The sequence below is a fragment of the Solirubrobacter deserti genome (assembly GCF_027587175.1).
Classification (GTDB): domain Bacteria; phylum Actinomycetota; class Thermoleophilia; order Solirubrobacterales; family Solirubrobacteraceae; genus Solirubrobacter; species Solirubrobacter deserti.
The window spans coordinates 103,962-119,384 of the sequence record NZ_JAPCID010000013.1 but is presented as its reverse complement, the minus strand read 5'-3'; the positions used below and the strand labels follow the sequence as shown (position 1 = coordinate 119,384).

General features: G+C 68.6%; 11 protein-coding genes and 1 tRNA gene. 7 read left to right on the top strand and 5 right to left on the bottom strand.

Going from position 1 to position 15,423, the window contains the following annotated elements; genetic code table 11:
- Position 1 precedes the first annotated feature (1 nt).
- A complete protein-coding gene (locus OJ962_RS11375) occupies positions 2-787 on the bottom strand; it encodes a hypothetical protein (RefSeq protein WP_202954182.1) in 786 nt (261 codons plus the stop codon).
- A 50-nt stretch (positions 788-837) separates the two neighbouring features.
- Between OJ962_RS11375 and OJ962_RS11370 the strand changes: the two genes are divergently transcribed.
- The 5 genes from OJ962_RS11370 to OJ962_RS11350 all read left to right on the top strand — a co-directional run bounded on the left by OJ962_RS11370 (position 838) and on the right by OJ962_RS11350 (position 4,768).
- Positions 838-1,263: a MarR family transcriptional regulator gene (locus OJ962_RS11370; protein ID WP_202954181.1), complete on the top strand. Its 426-nt coding sequence runs from the start codon at positions 838-840 to the stop codon at positions 1,261-1,263.
- Positions 1,260-2,582: an MFS transporter gene (locus OJ962_RS11365; protein WP_202954180.1), complete on the top strand. Its 1,323-nt coding sequence runs from the start codon at positions 1,260-1,262 to the stop codon at positions 2,580-2,582. The genes OJ962_RS11370 and OJ962_RS11365 overlap by 4 nt, the downstream gene beginning before the upstream one ends.
- A complete protein-coding gene (locus OJ962_RS11360) occupies positions 2,482-3,063 on the top strand; it encodes a hypothetical protein (protein ID WP_202954179.1) in 582 nt (193 codons plus the stop codon). Before OJ962_RS11365 ends, OJ962_RS11360 begins: the two co-directional genes overlap by 101 nt.
- A 305-nt stretch (positions 3,064-3,368) precedes the next feature.
- A tRNA-Met gene (locus tag OJ962_RS11355) sits at positions 3,369-3,442 on the top strand.
- A gap of 165 nt (positions 3,443-3,607) precedes the next feature.
- The gene (locus OJ962_RS11350; RefSeq protein ID WP_270006347.1) at positions 3,608-4,768 is read left to right on the top strand and encodes a tyrosine-type recombinase/integrase; all 1,161 of its coding nucleotides are present in this window, start codon (positions 3,608-3,610) and stop codon (positions 4,766-4,768) included.
- Between the two features lie 17 nt (positions 4,769-4,785).
- On the opposite strand, the gene OJ962_RS11345 is transcribed toward OJ962_RS11350, so the two are convergent.
- A complete protein-coding gene (locus OJ962_RS11345) occupies positions 4,786-5,043 on the bottom strand; it encodes a MerR family transcriptional regulator (RefSeq protein ID WP_202954176.1) in 258 nt (85 codons plus the stop codon).
- A 5-nt stretch (positions 5,044-5,048) separates the two neighbouring features.
- Complete coding sequence (mobF, locus tag OJ962_RS11340) at positions 5,049-7,922, bottom strand: MobF family relaxase (protein WP_202954175.1); 2,874 nt, start codon at positions 7,920-7,922, stop codon at positions 5,049-5,051.
- A 458-nt stretch (positions 7,923-8,380) separates the two neighbouring features.
- Between mobF and OJ962_RS11335 the strand changes: the two genes are divergently transcribed.
- Together OJ962_RS11335 and OJ962_RS11330 are read left to right on the top strand one after the other, a co-directional pair.
- Positions 8,381-9,496 (top strand): Shedu immune nuclease family protein, encoded by a 1,116-nt coding sequence (locus OJ962_RS11335; RefSeq protein WP_202954174.1) that lies wholly within the window; start codon positions 8,381-8,383, stop codon positions 9,494-9,496.
- Positions 9,497-9,626: 130 nt separating this feature from the next.
- Entirely contained in the window at positions 9,627-12,107 is a 2,481-nt protein-coding gene (locus OJ962_RS11330) for a toll/interleukin-1 receptor domain-containing protein (RefSeq protein ID WP_202954173.1), read from the top strand.
- A gap of 434 nt (positions 12,108-12,541) precedes the next feature.
- Here OJ962_RS11330 and OJ962_RS11325 read toward each other — a convergent pair whose 3' ends face one another.
- The gene (locus OJ962_RS11325) at positions 12,542-14,188 is read right to left on the bottom strand and encodes a putative metal-binding motif-containing protein (protein WP_202954172.1); all 1,647 of its coding nucleotides are present in this window, start codon (positions 14,186-14,188) and stop codon (positions 12,542-12,544) included.
- Positions 14,185-15,195, bottom strand: coding sequence for a hypothetical protein (locus OJ962_RS11320; protein ID WP_202954171.1), 1,011 nt, complete (start codon positions 15,193-15,195; stop codon positions 14,185-14,187). Before OJ962_RS11320 ends, OJ962_RS11325 begins: the two co-directional genes overlap by 4 nt.
- Between the last annotated feature and the right edge of the window lie 228 nt (positions 15,196-15,423).

The window sequence follows — 15,423 nt, the reverse complement described above, 5'->3', positions numbered from 1 at the left end:
CCTACGAGGTTAGATGATCTTCCAGCGGTTTCGGGCCGCGGAGCGGGACGTCCTCGGGGAAGTTCGCGTAGGCCGCTCTCGGGGCGGGCGCGACGAGCTCCGCGCCCGTGACGCGGGCGTGCGCGCGGACCGCTTCGACCACTTGCGCCATGGTCGTGCGGGTGTGGTCCTCGATGTTGGTCGAGACCTGGATCGTGCTCGACAGCGCGAGCCCCAGGGCGCGCACGTCGAGCTCGGTCCGTATGTGGGCCGCGATCCGCTTGGCGACGTCCAGTGGGGCGTCGATCTCGACGTTGAAGGCGACGAGCGGGGGGCGCGCGGCGACGAGGGTGGCGCCGGCGGTCGGGTGCAGCTCGTGGGGCCCGAAGTCGGGCGCCACGCCGCTCAAGCCTCCGGGCCGCCTCAACTGCGCGCGGGTCCTGCCGTTCCCCAGTTCGCCGTAGAGGAAGACGGGCAGGCCGAGCTGGCCGAGCTCGTCGGCCAGCACGAGCGCCTCCGCGCAGGCCGCTCCCTTGTCGGCAGGGTCGAGATAGACGATCGGCGCGACGTCCAACGCCCCCACGCGCGGGTGGACGCCGTGATGGTGCGTGAGGTCGACCCGTTGCAGCGTCTCGCGCGCGCCCGCGAGCACGCGTCCATGCAATTGGCCTGGCTCGTCGATGAGCGTGAACACCGCGCGGTGGTGGTCGGCGTCGCTGGACCAGTACACGGGCTCGAACGCCTCCGCGATGCGGTGCAGGGTGCGCTGATCGCGGCCTTCGGAGACGTTCGGGACGGAGATCAGCACGGCGGTGCGAGATCCTGGCAGGCACAGATCGTTCGCTAGGCTAATTAGCGATGCAAAACAACTCCACCACCGACCTCGCCCATCGCCTGCGGCCCGTGATCGCACGGCTCGCCCGGCGCATGCGCCAGGAGGCCGGTGGGGATCTCACGCCGACCCAGACCGCGGCGCTGGCGACGATCAGCTGTCACGGACCGCTTACCCCGTCCGAGCTCGCTGCGCGCGAGCGGATTCAGCGCCCGACCGCCACGCGCGTGCTGGCCTTGCTCGAGGAGCGGGCGCTGATCGAGCGCACCGCCGATCCCGCCGACCGCCGCTCCTCACTGGTCTCGGCGACCGCGGCCGGCGAGGCGCTGCTGGAGGCCGTGCGCGAGCGCAAGGATCTGTACCTGGCGCGGCAGTTGGAGACGCTCAGTGACGAGGACCTGGCGGCGCTGGACCGCGCCGCCGAGGTGCTGGAGCGGGTGCTCGCCGCGTGACAGCTGCGATTGAACGTACATTCTCGTCTTTACGGGTCCCCAACTACCGCCGGTACTTCACCGGCCAGGTGATCTCGATCACCGGCAACTGGATGCAGATCGTCGGCGAGATGTGGCTGATGGTGAAGCTGACGGGGTCCGGTGTGTCGGTCGGGTTGACGGCCGGGCTGCAGTTCCTGCCGATCCTGCTGTTCGGCGCGTGGGGCGGGTTGCTCGCGGACCGGATGTCCAAGCGGACGTTGCTGACGGTGACGCAGCTGTCGATGGTCGTGCCGGCGCTCACGCTGTTCGTGCTGGCGTTGACCGGGGCCGCCGAGCCGTGGATGGTGCTGGCTCTGGTGCTCGTGCGCGGGTCCGTGCTGGCGTTGGACAATCCGGCGCGCCAGTCGTTCGTGGTCGAGATTGTGGGCAAGGACCGGGTGCTGAACGCGGTGGCGCTGAACTCGGTCGTCGTCCACTGCTCTCGAATCCTCGGACCCGCCTTGGCCGGCATCATCATCGCGCTGGTCGGCATCGCGCCGTGCTTCTTGGTGAACGCCCTTTCCTTCGTGGCGATGTTCGTGGCGCTGCGGACCATGGACGCGCGCGCGTTGCACACCCCCAAGCCGGCGGAGCGTCGGCGCGGCGAGCTACGGTCCGCGCTGCGGTACGTGCGCTCGACCCCCGAGTTGTTGATTCCGCTGGCGATGATGGCGCTGATCGGGACGATCTCGTTCAACTTCCAGGTCCTGCTGCCGCTGCTGGCCGACTTCGTCTGGCAGGGCTCGGCGTCGACCTATGCGCTGCTGACGGCGTCGATGGGCGTCGGCTCGGTGGCGGGTGCGTTGGCGGCGGGGGCGCGAGGTCGCGTCTCGGGCGGGTTGCTCGTGGTCGCCTCGGGGCTGTTCGGCGTGTTTCTGGCGCTGGCCGCGCTGGCTCCATCCTTGTGGCTGCAGGTGCTGGCGCTGGTGCCGCTGGGCGCCGCGTCGGTGACCTTCGCGGCGGGCGTGAACAGCGCGCTGCAGATCGCGGTCGAGCCGGGCATGCGCGGGCGCGTGATGGCGCTGTACTCGATCGTGTTCCTGGGGTCGACGCCGATCGGCGCGCCTCTGGTCGGCTGGCTGGCCGAGGTCGCGGGCCCGCGCGCGGGTCTGTGGGCGGGCGCCGTGGCGTGCTTCGTCGCCTGCGCGGGCGCCGCTGCCGCGTTCCGGCGCGCCGACAGGTATCGTCGCAAGGACGATGGTGAGCCCGCTGGAGACGGTGGCCCGCAACCACGGCGCGATCGTGGTCGAGCGCCACGGACGCAGAGTGCCGGCCTCGTTCGGCTCGACCGCAGCTGAAGAAGCCGTCTGCCAGGCGAGCGTCGGCATGTCCGACCGCAGCGACCGCGACACCTTCGAGCTCCGCGGCGACCCGGTGGCCATCGAGACCGCCCTGACCGAGCTCGGCCCGCTGGTCTGGGCGTCCTTCATCGGCGCCGACCGCGCTTTGGTGCGCTGCGAAGCCGAGACCTCGCCCGAGGTCTCGGATGTGTTAGAGCACTACGGCGACGTGGCCGCGCAGATCCGCACCGCCGCCTACGCCGTCATCGGCCTGGTCGGCCCGCGCGCGTCCGAGCTCTTGAACGAGGTCGACCTCACGCCTTCCGGCCTGATCATCCGCGAGGGCCGCGACTCGTTCGAGATCGTGTTGCCGGCCGACCACGGCCCGCAGCTGTGGGATTTCTTGATCGAGGCGGGCAAGCCGTTCGACTTGGCGTGCGTTGGCCACGACGCCCTGGACCGTTTGGCCGCTTCCCGCCGCACCGGTCGCAGCGCCTGAGCGCTTAGCCAGCAGCACCAGCGCGGTGAGGCCGCTCCACAGGAGCAGCGAGAACACCCACAGCGCGATCGTCACGCCGCCCAGCTCCTTCGACGTGAGCGGCCGCTCGCGTCGGGAGACGCCGTTGACCCTCAGGTCGAACGGCACCTTCTCGCCGTTGACCCACCTCTTCGTGTAACGGGCCGCCATGACCGTGGTCCAAAGGGGAACCAGACGAACATCAGGCCGAGGACAATGTTCTCTCCGCTCACGACTCGCCCGCACGGTAGGGCGCGGCGCGTTGCGCTACCCTCCTCCGCCTCCCCGCCGGAGTAGCTCAGTCGGTTAGAGCAGCGGAATCATAATCCGCGTGTCGGGGGTTCGAGTCCCTCCTCCGGCATCAGCGTTTCTGGCCAGATTTGGCCTCCTAGCAGGACTTTCTCGGTCGCGGCGTTTCTTCCGCCCGCCCCCAGCGGGCCCCAGCAAACCCCCTCGCACGGTCCCCTTGTGACCCCCAGCATGTTCCCCGGGGGACCAGTTTCGGGGCCTCGGCGCTAGTCGGGGTATGGCGAACTGGCGCAAGACCAGAATGCCGGGCGTCTACGTCGCGCACTCGAAGTGCTGCCCGGCGTACGACGACCCGAAGGCTCGCTGCCGCTGCACCCCGTCGTGGCGCGGTCGACGGCGAAACCCGTTCACGGGCAAGCCCGAGTGGCAGCGCCCTGTCGTCAAGAACCGAGCCGAAGTGCTCGCGTGGCTCAGCGCCGCGCGCGACAACAAGGAGCAACTCCTGGAGCTCGCCGCCCGCGGGCCGCTGTTCGAGGAACTCGCCTCGCAGTGGCTCGATGGCGTCGAGCAGGGCCGCATCGGCCGGCGGCGCGGGAAGGGCAAGCCGTATGCCGAAACGACGATCCTCGCCATGGGCCGGTCGCTCAAGTACCACCTGCTGCCGGTCTTCGGACCGATGCACGCGTCCGAGATCTCCGAGATCGACTGGCAGCGATGGATCGACAAGCTCGCCCGCAAGGGTCTGTCCCGTTCGACGATCGCCAAGCACATCTCTGTTGCGTCGGACATCTACGCCTGGGCGTCGGCGCCCTCGCGCCGGTTGGTGTCTCGCAACCCGCTGCGGCTCGTCGAGCTGCCACCGAACGACGAGAAGCCGCGCCTGCGGGTCGCCCTCGCGCCCGAGGCCGCTGCACTGCTTGCCGCCCTGGAGCCCGAGGACCGTGTCCCCTACGCCATCGCCTTCTACGCCGGCCTGCGCCGGTCGGAGATCGACCGCCTCGAATGGCCCGACGTCCTTGAAGGGGACGGCATCGCACGCCGCGTACTCGTCCGCCGCTCCAAGAGCGAGGCGGGGACCCAGCGACGGCCGCCGATCGGCAGCAACCTGCGCGACGTCCTCGAAGCCGAGTGGAAGCGACGCGGCCGCCCGCGTGAGGGCAAGGTCCTGGCCGTCTCGGTCATGTCCGGCAAGATCGCGAGCCGCGTCGAGGCTCGCTGGGACGCCGCGGGCCTCAACCGGATAACGCTCCACGAGTGCCGCCACACCTACGCCTCGCTGCTCATGGCGGCCGGCTACACGATCAAGGAGCTGATGGAGTACATGGGCCACGCCGACCTCCAGATGGTCAACCGATACGTGAAGCTGCTCCCGCAGCCCGGCGAGGACGACGCCGCCGACCGGCTCAACGCCTACCTGCGGCGCTCCGAGGGCCATTGACCGTGAAGCTCGACGACTCAACGGCCACTCGGCCGTTCCGTCCCGACGAGGCGAACCGGCGGCGCCTCGACCAGGAGGCGAGCGTGCCGCTGCACCCAACGCTCCAACTCGCTCACCGGGATGAGCACGAGCTGGCCCGAGAGCGCGACCTTCAGCTCCGGCTGCACGTGGCGCTCAAAGTGGTTGAGGCTCATTCCGAGCGACGCGGCCGCTTCCTTACGCGTGAGCGTGAAGCGCGGGACGGGCTGGATCGGTCGGGCCGGCGTCTTCGGCATCGTCGTCAGAGCTCCCGTCCGAACCTTTGCTCGCGCTGCAGCACCCGTTCGTTCGCGCATTCCGCCACGCGGTCGAGCTGGCGCGCCAGCTGCGCCTCGAGGTCCTGCTCGCTCACAAAACGGCGCGCTCCGTGCCAAGCCTCGGCTTCTCGCCGCCGCGCCGCTTCGGCACGTTCCTTCGCCGCGGCCTCCCTGGCCAGCGCGTCGTCCAGGTCGCGACGACGCCCAGGCAACCACAGCCGCCCTCGACGTTGCAGCGCAACACGCTCTCGGGCCAGGGCTTCCGCCTCCCGTTGGGCAGCGACCCGCACCTCGCTGGACTCGGTTCGCCTACTGTCGATCGCAAGCACGGGCGCCTCGCTGTCGCTGAGCGCCGCGACGAGGCGCTCGACGGGATCGCGCGGCTCTGGAGAGACCGGCGCGAACTCCGCGCGAGCGTCGTCCGGCTGAGCAGCGACGTACAGCCGGTTGCTCTTCCGTCCGCGGCTCAGCGCGACGTAGGCCCACTCACGGCTCATGCCCTCACTCGCCAGAACGAAGCAGTGATCGACCGTCGCGCCCTGCGCGACATGCCCGGTCATCGCGTAGCCGTGGAGCAGCGACGGCTCTCCGTCCCGAGTCGTCGAGGTCAGGAACTCCCGGTCCAGCTCGACTCGCCGGCCACCGCATGCAACCGTCAGCGCGTCGCTCGCCGCGTCGAGCGCCACCACCTCCCCACGCTGGCCGTTCGTCACGCCGAGCCGCGGGTCGTTGCGCTTGACGACGACCCGGTCACCGACCGCGAACGCACCGCCGGCCAGGTCCAGCTCGGCGCCACCAACTCGCCTTGCCTCCTGCAGCCGCACGCGAGCGCGCGCGTTCAGGTCAGCAACATCGGCGCGCCGCTGCGCGATCATCACGTTGTCGCCACTCGCCCCCATCCAGTCGCGCACGAGCCGTTCGCGGGCGTCGCCTGCCGTCGGCTCGACCGTCAGCGCCCCGTGGCCGCCGTAGAGCCCGAGAGCGGCCTCGGCGCGTCCGGCTCGCAGATGGTCGAGCGCCTCGCGCTCCCACCGGTTCACCTGGCGGACGTTTTCGCCGAGCTCCACAGCCAATCCCCGCTGGATCAGCCCGCGGAATGCGCCGCCGGCCTCAATGGACGGCAGCTGGCGATCGTCGCCGACAAGCACGAGCTTGCCCGACGCACGCTGAACGTGTTCGAGCAGCGCGGCCAGGTCCCGTGTCGGCACCATGCCCGCCTCGTCGACCACCAGCACGCATCGCTCCGGCAGCCGGTCGCTCTTCTCGAGGTCGCCAAGCAGTGCCGCAATGCTCGTGCTGCTGATCCCCGCGCCCTGTCGCAGCTCGTCGGCTGCTCGCCGAGCGATCGCGACACCAAGCACCGGGTGGCCGGCCGCGTGCCACGCTTCGCGCGCCACGCCGAGCGTGAACGTCTTCCCGGTCCCCGCTCGTCCAGCGACGACCGCCACCCCGTGTCCATCGAGACACAGCGACTCTATGACGCGCCGCTGCTCCTTCGAAAGCGTCGGCCGCGCGGCCAGCACTCGCTCGACGGTCACGTCACTCGCGACGCCCACCGCCATCTCGCGAGCGCGCACCGCGTCCTCGACGACGCGGCGCTCCAACGCGAGGTGCTCAGGCGTCGAGTAGCGCAACCGCTCGGCCCCGGCCGGCATCAGCCGCCCATCGCGCCGCCGAAACCCCTCGCCGCTCGTTCGCGCCTCGTCATCCGGAAGTAGCGGAACGGCGTGCATCTCCAGGAACTGCTCACTGCGGCGCTCCAGCATTTGCGCGTCCACACGTGAGCCGCGCGGCAGTGCCTCACATAGCTGCTGCAGGACGTCCCCACGCCCGAACGTCGCCGTTCGACGCGTCAGCCCATTCGGCCCGGCCAGGTGCCGCTCGGCGCGCGCCCAGTCCTCTTCACCGACCCGTCGCTCGCGCGCGCGACCAACGATCCGCTCGATCTCCTGTCGCCCGAAGCCGAGCTCGGCAGCGCGAGATCGCCACTCGTCGACGAGCATGTCGGCGTTGACGCGCGGGTCCTTGACTCTGCGGGTTGCGAGCGCCGCGGCCTCGGCCGCGCGAGCACCGGACGTCCCGCGCTCCTCCAACGCCGCCTCGATCTCCGCTCGCCGACGACTGAAAGCCTTCTGCACTGCACGCGGCACGCCGAGCACCTCGGCGATCCCGCGCCGCACCGGTGTCCATTCGACTCCGAGCCTGCGCGTCAGCTCGCCGCGAAGAACCGCTTGGTAGAGGAAGCTGGCGGTCCGTGCCTCGGCGTATAGCCGCCGGCCATCGAGCGCCGACCAGCGCCCGTCCACCCCGCGGCCGAGGTTCGCGACCAGGACATGCGTGTGCAGCTGCGGATCGCCGGCGCGAGACGTCCGGTGGCGGAACGCCGCAGCGACGAGGCCCGACGCCTCCTCGACGATCACGCCACCGTGCCCGCGCCTGACGGCGGCAGCCGCCTTCTCCATGTGGCCGACCGCCTCGCGCACCGCGAGGTCGTGAGCCTCACGCACGCGCGCACGCGTCTGCTCGTCTCCAACGCCAAACAAGACGCTGACGCTCTTCGGCGCCGAGAACGTCAGATCGAAGCCGGCGACGGTTGCGCGGCTCGTCGACGTTCGCAACGCCGTGCCGTCCCGAGGGTCGAGACCGTCCAGCACCCGCCGCAGCGCGTCGGCACCGACGTCGTCCCGGAGCTCGAGCTCGTGCGCGGCCACGCCGATCCATCGACCCCGCGCCTCGCTCGGTCCGACGTAGTAGTCCTCGATGCCGCCGCCGACGCTCTGCACGACGTCAACGCGCGCCTCGGCTTGGTCGAGGTAGTACTTGGCCTGGTCGGCCGCGAGCTTGCCGATAGAGAGCACTATCTCCTCAAGCCGCCGACCGGAGCTTGTGGGCAAACGATCCGCCCCGCACGTCACCGTGGTGACATCGGCAACCCCACCGTGGGGCGCGTTGCGGCTTCACCCACGGGGCGGGTTCGACGGCTTGCAAGCGTTCGCATCCCAGTGTTCGCACAGGGCCTCTACTTGTTAAGCCGCTGAGCAGGACACGGTGGCCACCGCGCGCGTCAATTCGACGCTTCGACCGATAACCAGGCAGACTGTGGACAGCCAAGCGAGCAGTTGGCGGATTGCGATTAGGATCGCGAAGCGCTCAATAGCCGAGCTCTCGTTCTCATTCGCTTAATCCTTTGCTTGACGACCCACCGGCCAACGAAGTCACGTTTGCGCGAGGACGCCTTCCGGAGCGCACCTACGTCAGTAGGACGTTTCGCCTCGATCTCCGAGCGTCAACGGACTACGGCCAGCCAGCTCGATTCGTGTCGAAGGTCTTCGACGAGTTGCCGACGACTCTCGACCGCGACACGCCGGGCATCGATTGGGAGGACATGGTGATCAGCACCACACCCGGTGGTCGGAAGCAGATCAAGCTTCAGGTCGCCCGAGAGGCCGGGCAGATCCGCGAGATCCAGATTCAAAAGGTTCCGGCGGACCCAACCGCGGAGCGTATGGATGTTCTCTTGAACCTCAACCGCGAGCAGTCAGCGCGGCTAATCGAGCTCGTCAGGTCGCTCGACTACATACCTGCGGACGGGTCGAAGACGGTCCGTCTCGATGACGATCTGATCCGCCAGCTCTTCACGGATTCCGAGGCGCTCGAGCAGCTCTACAGCCAGGATCCTGAACGCGTACGAACCCTGATTGAGACAGACGCCTCTGCCTCGGACGTTCTCGCTCTAGCCCATCGGCAAGCCGCGGTCTCGGAGTTCCGGCACCTGCTGGACGATGACGACGCTTTCGCGGAGGCTAGCCGTGAGTGCGGTGGGCCCGAGGGCGTCTGGCAGAAATTCCTTGAGAACAATCCCTGGATTCTCGGGATCAGCCTCTCTGGACAGCTCCTGACTTCCTGGGATGACGGGCGTCTAGAGCAAACCGTCGCGGGCTTCAGGCTCGACGCGGCAGGCAAGCGCGTGGACGCGCTGCTCCGGACCAACGGGCAGATCAGCTCCTTGGTGTTTGCCGAGATCAAGCATCACAAGACGCCGCTCCTGCAGTCGAAGCCGTACAGGTCGGCGTGTTGGGGACCGTCTACCGAGTTGGCCGGCGGCGCCGCACAAGCGCAAACGACCGTGGACCGGGCGCTCAACGACCTCGGTGAACGACTGGTCGCGAAGGACGAGAGCGGTGCCGAATCTGGAGACCAGGCTTTCCTTGTGCGGCCCCGCTCGTTCTTAATCGTCGGGCACCTCCGCGAGCTGGTCGGCCCGAGCGGCGGCGTCAACACGGACAAGTACCGCTCGTTTGAGCTGTACCGACGTCATCTTCTGCAGCCAGAGGTGCTCACGTTCGACGAGCTTCTGGCACGGGCCGAGTGGCACGTCTCGCTGTCGCACGGCGACAACTCTGAGCCGCAGCAGCCGGAATGGGACTGGTAGCGACGCGGCGCGCGGCGGCGCGTCCGAGCACCGTAGGTGCAGGGGTGTGCGAGCCTTGGCCTTGCGTTTCGGCGGACGATACGTCGACCCCTCGCGCAATCATTACGCGTTCGTGGCTCCGCTAGATCCCGTGTCCCGCCGGTACTTCATTTCGCATTCGAGCGCGGACAAGCCTTTCGCGCTGGCGCTTCAGGCGGCGTTACCAGATAGCGCGTGGATCGATATGTACGAGATCGGCGTCGGCGACATCTTGCTCGAGGAGATCGCTGCCGGGATCGAGAACGCAACCGACTTCGTGCTTCTCTGGAGCGAGAACTCCGCCGCGTCGGACTGGGTGCGCTTTGAGTTCCACATGGCGTTCATTCGACATCTCGAGGACCGCGCCATCGCGATCCGGATCGTGACGCTCGACGAGACGCCGCTGCCGCTGCCCTTTCGGCCATTCCTTCAAGCGCGGCGTGTGGGATCGCCCGAGGAGGCCGCAGAGCTCGTTGTCGGCGCTCCACCCCGAGTCCCGACTCTTCGCGCGTTCATCAATCGCAACGCCGAGATCGGGGCGATCGAATCAGCCCTCTACAGCCCAAGCCACGGAATGATCTGGCTTCACGGCATCAACGGTGTCGGAAAGCGAGCACTCGTTCGAGAGGCTCTATCGCGGATCGTGGTGGACGGAACGAGAACGCGAACCGTCGAATTGCGCGCCGGGACCGGATTCGTCGAACTCGACCTGCTGATCAGCGCGCAAGTGGGCACACCAGCACCGGGAGACGATCTCACGGAGCAACAAGCAGAGGAACGAGTCAGAGCTGCGGTAACCGACTACGCTCGAGAAGGCGGGGTGTGGGTTTTCACCGAAGCACAACATTGGCTCGACGAAGATGGAAAGGCACGCCGAGTTTTGCGCGCGGTATTCGAGGCACTCGGACTCGCCCGAATCGATGCTGCGGGCAAGCTTGCTGTCTTCACCACGACGAGACGACCGAGCCTTGAAGGCGCTCCGGCGCGTGAAAGCGAGTTGCATCGAGTTCGAGGCCTCGAAGCCAACTTCGGGGTGGGTTTGCTCCGCGCAAGGGGCGCGGAAGCGGATGATCACGTCCTTCGTCAGGCAACGGAGGAACTGGGAGGCCATCCGCTCGCATTGGAGATCGTCGCGCCGGAGTTGGCGCAGGGTGTTCCCATCTGGGAGGACTTTCGCGCCCGCGCTGCCACTGGCATCGTCGGAGAACTCGATCTCGAGGAAAACACCCTGCGTCTGCTTGAGAGGCTCGCTGCCGTCGACGGCCCTTTGCCGGCGCAAGAGTATGCCGGACACCTGTCTATCGACGATGAGTCGCTGCAGCGAGCGATCGAGGAGGGCTCTGCTTACTCCGTGATCGAGGTCCATGACGCCGGGTATATGCGACTGCACCCTCTCGTCAGGGACTTCTACATGCGAGGATTCCGGCGGAGCGACTCGTTCATTGAGGAAACCGCGGATCTCGCCGAGCGCTCGCGCGCTCAGCTCGCGGCAGCGGAACCAGGCTCCGCGACCTACGTTGACTCACTGCTAGTGACGTACCGGCTGCTTTGCTGGTCGGGCCAGCTTGCAGCCGCGATCGCACTCAGACAGAACCTGTACGGGACGCTCTACGAAACCGCTGTCGAGCTCTACAACCAACGCCGGTATGCGGACGCGCGCCGGTACCTGGAACTGGTGATCGAGTCGACAGACGACAACCGCTCCGCGAAGTTGTATCTGGCCCGCACTCTCGCCTATCTAGGAGAGCTGCCCGAGGCCCGGACTCTCGTTGATTCGATCCTCGAGAGGTCGCCAAACGACCATCACGCGTGGCGAATCCGAGGCCGCGTGGAGTTCATCGCGCGCGAATTCGCGAGCGCGATCTCGTTCTACGAACGGTCGAATGAGCTGAGACGCGGGCAGCCGTCAGTGCTGCGAGATTTGGGGCAGGCCCGCATGCGGATCGGCGACTGGTTCGGAGCACGGGGAGCCCTAGAAGCCGCCATGGAACGCCAGGCACGCGACCCTGACCCGTGGCTAGCGTTCCAGTACAGCCAGGTTCTCGAGCACTTCGAGGAGTTTGAAGAGGCACGACGGGTTATTTCGCAGGCGATCCGACGCGACCCTCAAAACGTCGGGTTTCACCATCGTCTAGGGCGGATTGCTGAGGCACTCGGAGATCGTCAGACGGCAAAGGCCGAGTATGAACGGTGCCTAGCGCTGGAGCCTGATTATGTCGAGTCTCTCGTTTCCTTGGCGAGCTTGGCGGCCGATGAGCGCGAACCAGAAACGGCTCGCCGCTACCTGGCCGCTGCCCGACGCGCTCCGAACGCTCGCACTGCCGTTCTCTTGAACATGGAGGCGAAGATCCTCCTGAAAGAAGGCGAACTGGCTCAGGCTCGTCAAGCGATCCAAGCCGCGCTGGCTGACGATCGCGAAGTGGTGAGCTTAGATCTCGCGGCGCGGATCGAACTCGAAGCGATCGCGACTGGAGAGGCTCGTTGCTCCGACGTTTCAAGCACGGTGCGTCGCTACGCCGAGGAGATCCGCGTCAAAGGCCAAGCTGAACAAGCAAACGGACTCTTGGCCGATCTCGCAGCAGCATGTGAATAGCTCCTGCGAGCTGCGCAAGTGACTCGATTGTGTCCCCTTCGGTGTCCCCATCCGGCCGGCTTTGAGGTGGAGAGCCGAATTGCCCTCCAATCATAATCCGCGTGTCGCGCCGAATTCTCCAGCGCGAGTCTGGATCCGCGAGGCGTGGTAGGTCGACATCGGACGGAGTGCGTTCCGGCCGACGCGGCAGCAGCCGTCGTCAGCGTCTCACGTCTCGTGTCCGACGGCCGGCATCGCCAATAGCGCAACCAGCCGTAGAACGACGGCTGCGTCCATGAGCGGAATCGACGAGCCGGTCCGTTTCAGAAGTTGCAGTGAGTGCTCGCCCGCCGCGCTGCTTCGGCAGCACCGCGGGCAGGACCTGAGAACCGGCGACCGTGCCTCCGGGGAGAGTCCAACTCGCTCCCACTGCATCGCGGAGGCGAGATCGACGATCACGAGCCGGCCCGCCCAGCGACGTCACATCGTGCCGGCCTGGCGGCGCCCGGCGGGAGGCAGAACTCCGCCAGCTTGGGATCCTTGGTCATCGTCCTCACGGTCGCACGGCGCATGAAGCCGACGTGGCCGTCCAGCGTGATCCGGATCTCGAGGACCGCTTTGCGCTGCAGGCGCGCGCGCTTGAGCTTGCGGCTCAACACGGACCGCTCGGCGGCGGCCTTGCGGACGGTCACGGTCTCGCGTTTGAACGGGCAGCCGCCGCCGCGGCAGCGGATCTCCACGCGGCTGCCGGGCACGGCGCGGACGATGGTCAGCGTCGCGATCCGGAACGGGCTGAAGCGCCAGGAGATACGGACGGCCGAGTCCACGCGCGGGTAGGGAGCGGGGCTGCCGCTGCAGTCCTCGTCGACGGCGTTGCCGGGGATGTCGCGGGCTCCGTGGCGGATCGCTGGGTTGCCGTCGTTGCAGTCGCCCGGCCGGCTCTCGCCGTCGGCGTCGCGGTCGAGGTTGACGGCGTCGGCGCCGTCGCAGTTCTGGTCGACGCCGTCGTCGGGGGCGTCGCCCGCACCGCGGCGGATCGCCGGGTTGGCGTCGTTGCAGTCGCCGGAGCGGGGGTCGCCGTCGCCGTCGCGGTCGAGGATGACGGTGTCGGCGCCGTCGCAGTTCTGGTCGATACCGTCGTCGGGGGTGTCGACGATGCCGTGGCGGATCGACGCGTTGCGGTCGTCGCAGTCGGTCGAGGCGGGGTCGCCGTCGTTGTCGACGTCGGGATCGGCGGTGAAGCTTGCCGTGGTCGCGATCGGGCCGGTGCCGAGGCCGGCGACGTCAGAGCCCTTGGTACCTACTTGCACGAGGTAGTCGCCCGCCGTGAGCCGGAGCGGCAGCGACGCGGTCGTGCCGGCGTTGCAGCCGAGGTGGGCGCCGTCGGTCTCGCGGTACACGGTGACGACCGTGTCGCCGAAGGCGGCGGTCGACGAGAAGACGGCGTCGCCGACCGCACCGGCCCGGAAGGTGAACCACATGGTCGCCGCGTAGGACGCCGTCGCGCACGTGGTGGTCTCGCCGGTCTCCTGGCTCGCGCCGGTGTTGTCGACCAGCGCGGGCGTTCCCGGCGAGAGCGGTTGCGCCGCGATCCGGTCGTCGTTGGGCGGCCTGGCGGCCGACGCACGCAGGTCGATTGCGCCGCGCGGCGCCGTCCCCCGCGAGCCGACCTGGACGAGGTAGCGCTTGCCGCGCGCCGCGGTGAAGGTGAGCGCCGAGGTCGTGATGGACACCGACTCGTCGTCGTTGCAGGCGACGCGGTTGCCGGCGATCGGCGCGCCGGGGGCGTCGTAGACGGCGAGCACGGTGTTGAAGGTCGACGCCCGCGTGGACAACGTGACGGGCACCCCGGTGCCGGTGAACCGCCACCAGGCGGTCCTGGACATCGACGTGCTGGGGAGCTCGCACCCGGTCGACCCGCTCACGGGCTCGGCCGCCTGCGTCGTGTAGCCGAGGGTGTCGGCGACGGTCCCCGGAGCGGAGAGCGTCAGCGCCGGGGCATCACCGTGGTTGTCGGCCCCGACCGCCGCCCGCGCGGACCCCGGCGCGCCGACCGACGCCAGCGCGACCGCCACGAGCAGCGCCGCGCCGCGGACGCTCATCCCCGCTTCACTCGCTTCTTGAGCAGCTCCTCGGGCACCGCCAGCGCCATCACGCGCACGCCGCCGACCTGCCGGTCGCCCGCGAACTGGGTGACGTCGAACATCCGCAGCACGAACTCCTGGTCCGGGAGCTCGGCGCAGATGTGGAGCCTGCGCGCCTCCTCGACGCCGAGCTCGAGCTTGACGGCGCGGCCCTCGCCGGCGTCGTCGACAGCGATCGCGAGGTCCCGCAGCGGGCGGCGCGCGGTGCGCACGGGCTGCGGCTTGCCGTCGATGACGAACTCGATCCCGGGCAGGCCGCCGTCCGGCGTCCTGCGGGTGCGGCGGATCCACGGGCCGAGCCGGTCGAGCTCGGCGAGCTGCCAGTTCGGGAGCTTGCGCGGCGTGATCTCGGCGACCTCCAGCCGGGCGTCCTGCTCGCGCTCGGGATCGGGGTTGCCGGCGAAGAGCATGAAGTTCAGGACCGCGGGAGTGTTGAGCGGCGAGATCGTCATGTTGCGCTGCGCGTGGTGGCGATTGGTCGCGGGTTGCAGCGTCGTCGGGTCGGTCACGACCTGCCCGTCGGTGGGCGAGTAGACGTTGCCGAACATGCAGCAGTGCAACTGCCCGTCGTCGTTCAGCAACGGCCCGAGCTCCGCGGTCGTGAGCCCGGAGCCCGCGTCCCACGGCTCGTCGAACGGCTGCTCCTGCCCGTCCTCGATCGTCGCCCCCGTGCCCGCCGGGATCGAGACCCCGGCGATGCCGCCCAGCGACGCAAGCCAGAGGCTCGGGCTGGCCGCGGTGGCGAAGACGTGCGCCCACAGCTGCACATGCACATCGGTGGCGTCGGTGGTGCCGTCGTTGCCGGCCTCCCCGCGGGCGTGCTGCGAGACCGTGGCACTCGGGACCACGTCCAGGAGCGGCGTGCCCCCGTCCAGGTTCGTGAGGCCCACCTTCACGACCGACAGCGCCGGTGAGAGCCACCACGGGTTCGGCGGGGTCTGGTTGAGATAGAGCGAAGCGGCCACGTGTGGCTCCTCTCGGCGTTCAGCCGTTCCATTCACATGCCGGCTGGTCTACCAACCGCCCGCTCTCGCTCGCCAGGCGTGCCCACGGTGCAGCGGGGCCTCGCGATTGGCCTCAATCCAGCCTGTCAGCACGCGGACCGGACCCCTTCGGCATCGCAAAGTGGTCAATAGACGTCGCAGGTCGAACTAAAGCGGGCGACCGGACCGTGACCAACGATCGACTGCCTG

Excerpts from the sequence above, each read along its gene's own strand:
- OJ962_RS11370 (WP_202954181.1), top strand. The coding sequence starts at position 838 with ATGCAAAACAACTCCACCACCGACCTCGCCCATCGCCTGCGGCCCGTG.
- OJ962_RS11360 (WP_202954179.1), top strand. The coding sequence starts at position 2,482 with ATGGTGAGCCCGCTGGAGACGGTGGCCCGCAACCACGGCGCGATCGTG.
- OJ962_RS11350 (WP_270006347.1), top strand. The coding sequence starts at position 3,608 with ATGGCGAACTGGCGCAAGACCAGAATGCCGGGCGTCTACGTCGCGCAC.
- OJ962_RS11345 (WP_202954176.1), bottom strand. The coding sequence starts at position 5,043 with ATGCCGAAGACGCCGGCCCGACCGATCCAGCCCGTCCCGCGCTTCACG.
- OJ962_RS11325 (WP_202954172.1), bottom strand. The coding sequence starts at position 14,188 with ATGAGCGTCCGCGGCGCGGCGCTGCTCGTGGCGGTCGCGCTGGCGTCG.